The following is a 12,148-nucleotide window of genomic DNA, read 5'->3' as shown; positions in this document are numbered from 1 at the left end:
CGTGCGACTTCCTATGGAATACAGAATATGGAAATGCAGGGGGCTATGGCAATTTTTACCGTAAACTTAAAAAGAATCCTAAAACTGATCTAATATTCAATAAATCTGAGTTAAATCCAGTCAATTGCAACCAAAATGCTTATTTATCCTTCGAAAAAGACAGGTATATATTGATCAAAAAATCAGTATAACGAAATCTCAACTTTGTTCAATAAAAAAAACGATCAAGTAAAAAACATGTTCTACTTGATCGTTCCTTAAGCTGGCTCATAAATGAGGAACTTTTTCAGTGCCCTCGGTGAGAGGCCCCTGGCTTTGTGTTCGGGAAACGGTTATCAGAATTGCGACTAAACAATAATTATCAACACAACCCAAACTAAACAAATTTATGAATTTTTATGATCTAACCCGGCATAGGTTTAAAACCTATCGTGCTGGTCAATTAATACGTATTATGAGGTTAACCATCATCATAATTACTGCCTTATTTATACAAGTGAGCGCTAAAAGTGTTGCGCAGAAAGTTACGATATCGGCAAAGAATGCTCCATTGTTACAGTTGTTTAAGGAATTGCGATTGCAGACTGGCTATGATTTTCTTTATTCAGATGAAATGCTGAAAATGGCAAAGCCAGTAACGATAAACGCAAAACAGCAACAATTGGAAACGGTTTTGAAACAGATATTTAATAGCCAGCGACTGGTTTATGTCTTAAAAAATAGGGCGGTAATTGTTGCAATGAAGGAAGAACCCTTATTGGATATTGTGAATTCTTTTTTTGCGGGAATTGACGTTCGCGGAAAAGTAAGTGATGAAAAGGGTAAGCCCTTACCAGGTGCGACAGTAAAAGTTAAAAATTCGGATAGGATAGTGATTACTGATGCTAACGGTAGTTTTGTATTCACCGGAATTGATGAAAAAGCAGTGCTGGTAATTTCTTATTTAGGGTATAAAACGAAAGAAGTACCTGTAAAAGGGATAATGAGTATTAATCTTGAGTCTGCTGATTCAGATTTAGAAGAAGTAGGGGTGATCAGTACGGGGTATCAAAAAATCAAAAAAGATCAGCTAACAGGCGCGGCTAGTACAATTGGCGAGAAGGATTATAATCAGCGCACGGCAGTAACAGGTAATTTTTTGGAAAACTTAGAGGGAAAGGTGCCTGGTTTGGTTTACAATAGTGCATCTGGAGAGATATCCATTCGAGGAGTAAGTACCTTTGATGCAGTTAAGAGACCGCTGATTGTCGTGGACGGATTTCCAACAGAAATAGATTTAAGCAGTATCAATCCTAATGATGTCGTTTCGGTATCTGTACTAAGGGATGCAGCTGCGGCATCCATTTATGGTGTACAAGCATCAAATGGTGTAATTGTGGTAGAAACGCGCAGAGGTAAGTCAGGTAAGCCGGTTTTTAATTTTCGAAGTACAATTGGTTTTTCTGCTAAACCTGATTTTGGATATCTGAAATATGCTGGAACACCCGAGTATATTCAGTTAAACAGAGATATTGTAAATACGGAAAACGATGCCCGTTTTTATTATAATGAATATAATGCGATAGATCCGGTTAGATTGGTCTTATTCGATCAGCAAGATCAATTGATTACTGAACAGCAGGCAAATGAAAAAATAGCATCCATTGGATCTTATAACAATCTTGCTGATTATAGCAGGCTTTTCTTTCAAACCAGGCAGGCCAAGCAAATTAATTTTGATGTAAGTGGAGGAAATGAAAAAAGCACCTATTTATTAGGTTTGAATTATGTTGGAGAAAGAGAAAATGAAGTACGATCGAAAAATAGCCGTGTCATATTAAATGTAGCCAATACCTATCAGTTTAGTAAAGTATTCTCGTTTGATTTTAAAGGCACTTATACGCATAATAAAATAGAGAGCGGAAAAACGCCACCTTACACAGATTTACTTCCTTATGACCGGTTGGTTGATGATAACGGGACTGCTTTGCCTGCGACGTTTGGCGAATTAAAGGAAGGCTTTTATGCCATAAATGCCGATTATAACAACAGGGCAAAGGCTCTGGGCTTGTATGATCAGCAATATTATCCTTATGCGGAGCTGTATGCAAATACGAACAAAAATTCTTTGAACTCATTTAGAGCGCAGGGACGTTTAAATACTAAAATTACCAGCTGGTTAAGTTTAGATCTGGGAGGAGCCTATGAGAATGAGCAAGGTTTGAATGACCTGTTGAGCACCGATGATGCTTATAATGTTCGCTATATAGTCAATTCCAAAGCAAAGAAAGACCCGGTAAAAGGAACGCCTTTGTTTACGGATTTACCCCAAGGAGATTTTCTGACGAAACAAACCTTAAGAAATGTAGCCTATACATTGCGCGGACAGTTTAATGCCAACTATTATTCAAAAGACAGAAAACATAATGTTTCTGGTATTTTTGGTATTGAACAACGCAAAACGCAATCGGACTCATATAAATCTACTTTTTTTGGCTATGATGGACAGTCGCTGATCAACAAACCTGTTAATCTTCAGGTGTTGAACTCTACGGTTACACCAGCTTTTTCTGAGGTAGGAGATTATGGGTCAAGGTTTAACAGTGCCAATTATTTTAGTGAGGCTTACAATGACCGTAGGTTCCGTTCTTATTATGCACAGGGAACTTATGTATATGACCGTCGGTACGTGGCTACAGGTAGTTTACGTGTTGACCAGTCAAATCTTTTTGGTGTAGATCCTAAGTATAAAAATAAACCACTTTGGTCTGCTGGAGTCAGCTGGGTTTTAGCTGAAGAAGAATTTATGAAACCGCTTACTTGGGTTAATGCGCTACAAGTAAGAGCTGCTACTGGTTTTAATGGAAATGTTCCAAGTAGTTTTAACGGGCCATTTTTATTGCTGAATTCGCGGTTAAATACGATGTTGAATTCTTCCTTGACTTATTACGATGTATTGTCGCCCGAGAACCAGTCGATCCGTTGGGAAACGACGAATAATTACAATCTTGGTTTAGATTACGGGGTGCTGGACAATAGAATCTCCGGAACAGTTGATTTTTATTACAAAAAAACTAAGGATGTATTTGGAATTATGTCTGCCGACCCAACCCTAGGTTTTAATCAATACAGTGCCAATACCGCATCAATTGAAAATAAAGGGCTTGAACTGATGGTGAATAGTTTAAATATCAATACTACAGATTTCAAGTGGAGAACCAGTGTTACAGCTTCGTTTAACAAAAACAAAGTATTGGCAGTTCAACCAAAGGACAAAAGATCATCCTATGATATAGTTACAGGTACGGATCTTCAGAAAGGATATCCGATGAATGCGGTGTTTAGCTATAAGTATGCAGGTTTAAACGAATTAGGCCAGCCCGGAGTTTATGATAGAAATGGAAACATTAAGGTTATGAACGATAATAGTGATTTTGGAGGAGTCATTGTAGATGTTGATTTGGACGATCTGGAATACAGTGGAACTACAACACCCAAATATGTAATGGGTTTAAATAACCAGATCTCAGTGGGTGCTTTCGATTTCTCTTTCTTACTGATGTATTATGGTGGACATGTGATGCGGGTACAACAGGCTAATCCAACGGATATGTTTGGTGGATATCCACTGCAGGGGGCAGCCAATTACTGGAAAGAAAAAGGTGATGAGTTGGATACAAAAATCCCTGGACTCCCTGTGTATGGTAGTCCGGGTGATTTTGGATATGCAGCGAGATACGGTTTTACCTATGGAAATACTTATGTAAGAAAAGCGGATTACATCAGGCTAAGAGATATTATATTAACTTATAATCTGAAAAATGATGTCCTTAAGAAAGCAGGGGTCAGCAATACCCAGATTCGTTTTCAGGTACAGAATCCTTTTAAATACACATTTAGTGGCAATGATGTAGATCCGGAAGCGATCAACAAAAGAACAGGAATAAGAACGTTGCCTCAGCAGCCATTTTACAGCTTAACACTTTCCACAAACTTTTAAATTAAAGCGCAATGAAAAAAATATTATACTGCATTTTTAGCGTATTTATACTGCTTAGTTTAGCCTCTTGTAAAGACTTTTTAGAAGTGAAGCCAAAGGGAGTAATCATTCCGGAAAAGCTTTCAGATTATGAAAGTTTATTGAACTCACTTACAATGACACAAACCTTTCCTTCTACTTTATTGTATTGTACAGACGATTATTACGGCGAATACAGTCCTACAGACAGGAGTGTTTTGGCCAACGCGTACTTCTGGCGTCAAGAACTTGATATTAATGATCAGGTAAGTTCTGTTATATGGGGGCAGTTGTATCGTGTTATTTACGATGCAAATGTGATTGTTAAAAATGCGATGAATGCGAAGGAGGCTTCTGAACAGAAGAAGAAAGAAGTTTTAGGAGAGGCTTTGTTAGTGCGATCAGATGCCTATTTTAATTTACTTACGGCATTTGCTAAAGCTTATGACCCTGCAACTGCGGCCGTAAACCCTGGCTTGCCCTTGGTGACCTCAAATGATGTGACTGAAGTCGCGCCGCAGCGGTCCAGGTTAAAAGCTACAATGGATACGATTATAAATAATACATTGCGTGCTGTAGACTATTTGCCGGTAAGTAATATCAATCGGTATCGCGGTACTAAAGCCGCTGCACAAGGATTTTTGGCAAGGGTTTATCTCTATACAGGAGATTATACAAATGCAGCTAAATATGCTAACCTTGCCTTAAAAGCCGATCATCAGCTAATAGATTATAATAAGATTTCTAATAAAAGTGGAATTCCTATTTCGGATTTGAACCCCGAAATTTTATGGCAACGCGCATGTGAAGAATTCTTAATTCCGGCAGGTATGCTATATTCAGATGAACTGAAGACTTACTTTAATACTACGGATCTTAGATATACGTATCTGACCAGTAATAATGTTAAAGGTATAACGCGTGCTACATCTCCGGGAAGACCCAATTATGGAATTACCTTTCAGGAACTTTATTTGATCGTGGCAGAAGCTGCAGCACGCAATGGCGAACCTGGAACGGCTATGGATCTGGTTAATAAGATTAGGGCAGTAAGGATTAAGGCGGCAGCTTATCAACCTTTGACTGCGAACAATCCAGATGTTGCGTTAGCCCTAGTACTTAACGAGCGAAGACGTGAACTGGCGTATAGTGGTGTGAGGTGGATGGATATGAAAAGGCTCGACAAAGAAGGTCGTATGTCTGAAGTAACCCGTGTTGATAAGAAAACTGGTGATGTCCTTGCATTTTTAAAACCACACAGTAATACATATACTTTTCAGATACCTGTTAGAGTAAGAAACTTTAATCCAAAAATGGAAATTAATTAATCGACATGAAGAAAGTATTTTATTTTCTCCTGGTGCTTTTATTAAGTGTAAAAACTTATGCTCAATCTGGTGAGCCGGGATTAAAAGATGACCTGTTGAAAAATAAGGAGGTTGTGTTGGCAAGATATATACCTATGAGTAAAGGTTCCTATCTATATACGCTTTATGCGATGAAGCCTGAGGTGTTCATTAAAAAAATGAATGCTTATAAGATTGCGCTAAGTGTTCAGTATGCTGATGAAAAAGATGAAGCCATTAAGTCGTTGAAAATAAAAGATGCGGATTTCAATGCTAGAAATGTAACCACTCGTTACATGGAGTCTTATGGAATAGATTCTCTGGCCATTGTGCGGCTTCATCAATTGATGGAAGAAAAACATGATGATAGCTCAATTGATTCGGCCTATAAGAAGGCTTTTGTTAAAAAACTTAGTGACAAAGAACAGGTAAAGCTAAGTCGATTTGTGGAGGAAAATGCAGCGCTTAATGATGAGGCATTGTTTAAACGTTCGGTGGCTTATAGGAATTGGTTAGATGGGTATGTTACAAAGTTAAGTGCTACAAAGTATAAGGAGGACAGCATTGTGGAATATGGTGTAGTAAAGATTAAAGTGATCAATAGTGAAATCAGTAATCCTTTTATTAAGGAGTACATGAATTATAGGGCAACGGGTTTTATTATCAAGATGGCTAAAGATAAGGACGTAAGGGCTAATGCTTTTCGTGGTTTTATGGCCACTGCTACCATTCCACATTATAAAGCTGAAATAGAGGAAATGTATGCCAATGATAAAATGATGTCTGAGCAAGGGGCTGCACCCGATTTTACGTACCCCAATGTTGATGGTCGATCAATTTCTTTGAAGGATCTGCTGGGTAAATATGTATATATTGATATTTGGGCAACCTGGTGTGCTCCCTGTAAGGCGGAAATTCCATTTTTAACCAAGCTCGAGGAAGATTATCACGATAGGAATATTCATTTTGTAAGTCTTTCCGTTGACCGTATGGCCGATAAAGCCAAATGGATCAGTTATGTGAAAGATCATCAATTGCAAGGTATTCAGTTAATAGCCGACAAGGACTTTAAGTCTGATTTTGTGAAGAAGTTTAATGTCAATTCTATTCCGAGGTTTATTCTGATTGATCCGACAGGTAAAATCGTTTCTGGCGATGCGAAGAGACCTTCGGATCCAGCGCTGAGGAAACAGCTTGACTCTTTATTAAAATAGTCATAAATAATATTTTAGTTTTAATTATAAAACTGATGCCGGCTTTCGACTGAAGGCCGGCATCTTTATATCAGATAAAATTTTCTCCGGATTTAATGGAAGGACATTTTATTTCTCTAAGTTTGCATTTGGTTTTTAGCGTTTATAAGCACACATGGATATTTCTGTAGTCATCCCTTTATATAATGAAGACGAGTCTCTTCCCGAATTAACAGCTTGGATAGCCAAGGTAATGCGGGAAAATAACTTTTCTTACGAGATTCTTTTTGTTGATGATGGAAGTACAGATTCCTCATGGGCAGTTATTGAAGAATTGAAAACGGAGTACGATGGGGTGAAAGCCATCAAATTCAGGAGGAATTATGGTAAATCAGCAGCGCTAAATGTAGCCTTTGCTGCAGCAGAAGGCAATGTAATTATCACCATGGATGCCGATTTACAGGACAGCCCAGATGAAATACCTGAGCTTTATCGTAGAATAAACGAAGAGAAGCTGGATATCATTTCGGGTTGGAAGAAGAAGCGCTACGATCCGATTACTAAAACCATTCCTACTAAATTATTTAATGCGGCAACACGCCGCATGTCGGGGATACAATTAAACGATTTCAATTGCGGTTTAAAAGCTTATCGTAAGGATGTGGTGAAAACCATTGAAGTTTACGGAGAGATGCATCGTTATATTCCTGTAATTGCTAAATGGGCAGGATTTAAAAAGATAGGAGAGCAGGTTGTAGAACACAGGGCACGTAAGTATGGCGTAACCAAATTCGGACTTAGCCGATTTATCAACGGATTTTTGGATCTGTTGTCTATCTTCTTTGTAGGGAAGTTTGGTAAAAGACCAATGCACTTTTTCGGTTCGTTGGGCGTATTGAGCTTTCTTTTGGGAACATTTATGGCGATCTGGCTGATTGGCGTTAAACTATATCACATTTGGATGAGTACCCCTTACAAAAGGGATGTCACAGATCAGCCTTTATTTTATATAGCGCTTGTGGCGATTATCGTAGGTTCACAGTTGTTTTTAACAGGCTTTGTGGCCGAGCTGGTGACTAGAAATGCGACCGAACGTAACCATTACCTGATTGAAAAAGAGATCCTATAATCCATGTTTTTTTCAATAATTATTCCGCTTTATAACCGTCCGCAGGAAATTGACGAATTGCTGAATACTTTAACCAAACAAACTTATTTACAGTTTGAGGTTTTGGTGATAGAGGATGGATCCGTAAATGATGCAAAGGCGATTGTAGAAAAATATGCCAATAAACTGGATGTAAAGTATTTTTTTAAACCCAACGAGGGGCAAGGTTTTGCAAGGAACTATGGTTTCGAACGTGCCAAAGGCGATTACTTTGTGGTCTTTGATTCCGACTGTCTGATTCCTGAAGATTACCTGGAGACCGTTAAAGATTATCTTTTTGAGCATAAGCTGGATGCTTATGGAGGTCCGGATGCCGCACATAAAAGTTTTACACCCATACAAAAGGCCATCAGTTATGCCATGACTTCTCCATTTACTACTGGCGGAATTAGAGGTAATAAAAAACACATGGGGCAGTTTCATCCCCGAAGTTTTAATATGGGCGTATCGCGCGAGGTTTGGGAAAAAGTCGGCGGCTTTATTTTAACCAGATTGGGGGAAGATATTGAATATAGCATTCGGATCCATTCCAATGGATTTAAAATTGGATTGATCCCGGGAGCGGTAGTCTACCATAAAAGACGTACAAGTTTTGCACAGTTTTATAAACAATTGCACTTTTTCGGACGGGCAAGGATAAATATTTATAAACATTTTCCGGCAGAGTTGAAGTTGGTGCACTTTTTTCCGGCAGTATTTACCTGTGGCGTAATATTTACAGTGCTGATGAATATATTTTATTGGCCTTTAGCGTATTTGTGTAACTTTATATTGTTGTTATACCTGATGTTGATATTTTTTCACTCATGGCAGGTTAATAAATCGTTAAAGGTTGCATTTTTGAGTATTATTGCTGCGTTTATTCAACTGACAGCCTATGGCTTAGGGTTTATGCAGGATTTTTTTAAAAGAATAGTATTAAAACAACAATGATAGAGTTTTTAAAGGAAAGTACGTTTGCTACAAATGAGGTAATAGGCAAGGCTTGGGCGGTAACCAAGAAGAATTACTTTTCCATCGCCACCCTTTGCTTTTTAATGTTCATTACGTCCAACGCTTCGGGCTTAATGGCATTCTTTTTAAAGGATGTAAATATGGGATTGAGCGTATTGATGGCGTTTTTCTTCATTATGTTTTACTTTACCATCAACCTTTCGCTCTTTAAATACATCTTTCACCTGCTGGACGATGATTTGAATGTGAGTATTGTAAGTACAATCCCCACCCGTAAGCAAATCATTAGATTTCTGGTGGCCATGTTATATTTTATGCTTTGTATCATTGGCGTTTATTCGTTAGTGATATTAATTGCATTCCCGTTTATTTACCTCGGAATTAATATGGACATCATTACCAATATTGCCATTTCGGTAGGTATAATCGCTATATTTATTACCTGGATACGAATTTCTTTCTTTCCCTTTTTTATCATTGATAAGAATCTGCCACCTTTTTCGTCTATCAAATTTAGTCTGGCCATCACCAAAGGAAACTTTACCAAAATCTTATTACTGTTATTGGTTCTAGGAGGTTTTCATTTGCTGTATTTGTTCGTTAGTTATTTGCAATGGCCTGTTATTGCTTTCTTTATTAATGTTTTAAGCTCATTCATTGTTGTTCCCTTATCAAGTGTGGCATTAACAATTGCCTACAGAAAAATGATGAGCGAATACAAAGGTGAAGGTGAGCCAGACATTATTCATAATATAGTTTAATCAGTATTTATGGGATTAAAAGCGGCATTAAGTAAGCCATTTGCTGCCTTTGTAGTAAAAGGTATCGACAAATGGAAAAAAAATGCAGTAAAGGCTCAGCAGGATACGCTTAAGCAGCTGGTGGCTGCGGCAAAGGGCACTTCTTTTGGTAAAGACCATCATTTCGCATCGATAAAAACCTACGCGGACTTTAAAAAGCATGTCCCTATACGGGATTATGAAGAGCTAAGACCTTATATTGATAGGGTAGTGGCCGGAGAAAAGAATGTGATGTGGAAGGGCAAGCCTCAATATTTCGCAAAAACATCTGGCACAACATCAGGCGTAAAATACATTCCCATTTCTGCTGCATCTATGCCCGAGCAGATTAAGGCTGCACGTAATGCCTTATTGACCTATGTTCATGAGACAGGGAATGTGCGCTTTATTGATGGTAAGATGATTTTCTTGCAGGGCAGTCCGGTAATGAGCAAAAAGAACGGTATCCATGTAGGTCGTTTATCAGGTATTGTGGCCAATTTGGTTCCTGCTTATTTGCAGAAGAATCGCTTGCCTTCTTATCAAACAAATTGCATTGAGGATTGGGAAGAAAAGGTTGATGCGATTGTGGATGAAACAATCAACCAGGATATGACCCTGATTTCGGGGATACCACCTTGGGTACAGATGTATTTTGATAGACTGACAGAAAAGTCGGGTGGTAAAAAGATCAAAGACATCTTCCCTAATTTTGAATTGTTTGTTTACGGTGGCGTGAATTATGAACCTTATCGCTCAAAAATTGAAGCTAGTATTGGCCGAAAGATAGATTCGATAGAGACGTACCCTGCATCAGAAGGATTTATTGCTTATCAGGATAGTCAGCAAGATAAAGGCTTATTGCTACTGGCAAATGCTGGAATGTTTTATGAGTTTATTCCAACAGATGAGTTTTACAATGACCATCCTACCCGCTTAAGTTTGGGCGAAGTAGAGCTGGATACAAATTATGCATTGGTTTTAAATACGAATGCCGGACTTTGGGGATATGTGATTGGGGATACCGTTAAGTTTGTATCTAAAGATCCATATAAGATTATGGTGACAGGCCGAATTAAACATTTTATATCGGCCTTTGGCGAGCATGTGATTGGTGAAGAGGTTGAACATGCATTGTTGTCGGTTGCCAATGAAGAGGGGGTTGGAATTACCGAATTTACGGTTGCTCCTCAAGTGAGTACCCCTGCAGGCGAATTGCCTTATCATGAGTGGTTTGTAGAGTTTTCTAATCCGCCAGCAGATATGGTGTCCTTTAGTAAAAAGGTAGATGAGGCTTTGCAAAAAAAGAATATTTACTATTTTGACCTTATTGAGGGGAAAATATTGCAACCTTTGATCATTCGTTCTTTACAAAAAGATGCGTTTGTAAGCTATATGAGGACGCAAGGTAAGTTGGGGGGGCAAAATAAAGTTCCACGCCTTGCCAACGACAGGAAGATAGCGGATGATTTAAGTAGTTTTATAACTCGTCAGCGTGATGACGAAGAAGAGAGGGGAGTTTAATTGAAAAATATATCCATTTTAGGTGCTACGGGATCTGTAGGTACCCAAGCTTTAACGGTTATTGAGGGGAACCCTGAATTGTATAGGGTTTCTGCGTTAACTGGGAACGGGAATGCAGCATTGTTAATTGAGCAAGCTTTAAAGTTTAAACCAGAACTGGTTGTAATTACAGATGAAAGTAAATATCAAGCGGTAAAAATGGCTTTGGCTGGAACAAATATTAAGGTTCTGGCAGGAGAAGAAGCTTTGTGCGAAGCTGCAGTTTTGGATGGCGTAGATATAGTGCTTACCGCAATTGTTGGATCGGTAGGGTTAAAGCCCACCATTGCCGCAATCAAGGCGGGTAAAGATATTGCTTTGGCAAATAAAGAAACACTTGTTGTTGCGGGTGACCTGATCACACAACTGGCAAGGGAAAATGGAGTAAGAATTATTCCTGTGGACTCTGAGCATTCGGCGATTTTTCAGTGTTTGGTTGGGGAGTCGACAAATTCAATTGAAAAGATTTATCTTACAGCTTCCGGGGGACCTTTTAGAGGTAAGGATCGTTCTTTTCTTAAAGGAGTTAGAAAGGCAGAAGCTTTGAAGCATCCTAATTGGGTGATGGGGGCAAAGATTACTATAGATTCAGCTTCGTTAATGAATAAGGGCTTGGAAGTGATTGAGGCCAAATGGTTATTTGATCTGGATGTAGATCAGATCGACGTGATCGTGCATCCTCAATCTATTGTACATTCACTTGTGCAATTTAATGATGGATCGATGAAAGCGCAAATGGGCTTGCCAGATATGAATTTGCCGATTCATTATGCCTTGGCCTACCCAGATAGAATAAGTAGTGATTTTAAACGTTTCAATTTTATTGACTATCCGGAGCTTAATTTTTATAAAGCCGATTCGGAGACGTTTAGAAATCTTGACTTGGCTTATGTCGCCTTGCGTAAAGGAGGAAATATGCCTTGTATTATCAATGCAGCTAATGAGGTGGTGGTAGAAGCCTTTTTACAAGACAAGATTGGGTTTTTACAAATGAGTGATGTGATTGAAGCTTGTATGGAAGGGATAGGCTTTATTGAGCAGCCCAGCCTGAGTAATTATTTAGAAACAGATCTGCATACACGTATATTTGCAAGTCAACTGGTAACAAAATAGAATTTTTAAGATCAAATAGAATATTAAAAGAAAAA

The 12,148-nt window shown here is 38.5% G+C and carries 9 protein-coding genes; all 9 read left to right on the top strand.

Translation table 11 applies throughout. The annotated features are described in order from the left end of the window. The coding region (locus EZ444_RS27455; protein ID WP_205945306.1) for a hypothetical protein at positions 1 to 191 on the top strand (191 nt) is incomplete at its 5' end. 197 nt (positions 192 to 388) lie between these two features. Then, the gene (locus EZ444_RS20695) at positions 389 to 3,979 is read left to right on the top strand and encodes a SusC/RagA family TonB-linked outer membrane protein (RefSeq protein WP_131611056.1); all 3,591 of its coding nucleotides are present in this window, start codon (positions 389 to 391) and stop codon (positions 3,977 to 3,979) included. 11 nt (positions 3,980 to 3,990) lie between these two features. Next, entirely contained in the window at positions 3,991 to 5,325 is a 1,335-nt protein-coding gene (locus EZ444_RS20690) for a RagB/SusD family nutrient uptake outer membrane protein (RefSeq protein ID WP_131611055.1), read from the top strand. 5 nt (positions 5,326 to 5,330) lie between these two features. Continuing rightward, on the top strand, positions 5,331 to 6,557 hold the full coding sequence (locus tag EZ444_RS20685) for a TlpA family protein disulfide reductase (RefSeq protein WP_205945314.1): 1,227 nt from the start codon (positions 5,331 to 5,333) through the stop codon (positions 6,555 to 6,557). Positions 6,558 to 6,711: 154 nt separating this feature from the next. Beyond that, positions 6,712 to 7,665, top strand: coding sequence for a glycosyltransferase family 2 protein (locus EZ444_RS20680; protein WP_131611054.1), 954 nt, complete (start codon positions 6,712 to 6,714; stop codon positions 7,663 to 7,665). A gap of 3 nt (positions 7,666 to 7,668) precedes the next feature. Further along, a complete protein-coding gene (locus EZ444_RS20675) occupies positions 7,669 to 8,637 on the top strand; it encodes a glycosyltransferase (RefSeq protein ID WP_131611053.1) in 969 nt (322 codons plus the stop codon). Continuing rightward, a complete protein-coding gene (locus EZ444_RS20670) occupies positions 8,634 to 9,419 on the top strand; it encodes a hypothetical protein (RefSeq protein ID WP_131611052.1) in 786 nt (261 codons plus the stop codon). The genes EZ444_RS20675 and EZ444_RS20670 overlap by 4 nt, the downstream gene beginning before the upstream one ends. A gap of 9 nt (positions 9,420 to 9,428) precedes the next feature. Continuing rightward, positions 9,429 to 10,961, top strand: a complete 1,533-nt coding sequence (locus EZ444_RS20665; protein WP_131611051.1) for a GH3 auxin-responsive promoter family protein — start codon at positions 9,429 to 9,431, stop codon at positions 10,959 to 10,961. Beyond that, positions 10,962 to 12,113, top strand: a complete 1,152-nt coding sequence (locus tag EZ444_RS20660) for a 1-deoxy-D-xylulose-5-phosphate reductoisomerase (RefSeq protein ID WP_131611050.1) — start codon at positions 10,962 to 10,964, stop codon at positions 12,111 to 12,113. Positions 12,114 to 12,148: the final 35 nt, after the last annotated feature.

Origin of the sequence: Pedobacter hiemivivus (assembly GCF_004331685.1) — a bacterium.
Lineage (GTDB): Bacteria > Bacteroidota > Bacteroidia > Sphingobacteriales > Sphingobacteriaceae > Pedobacter > Pedobacter hiemivivus.
This window is presented reverse-complemented; position numbering and strand designations above follow the sequence as displayed.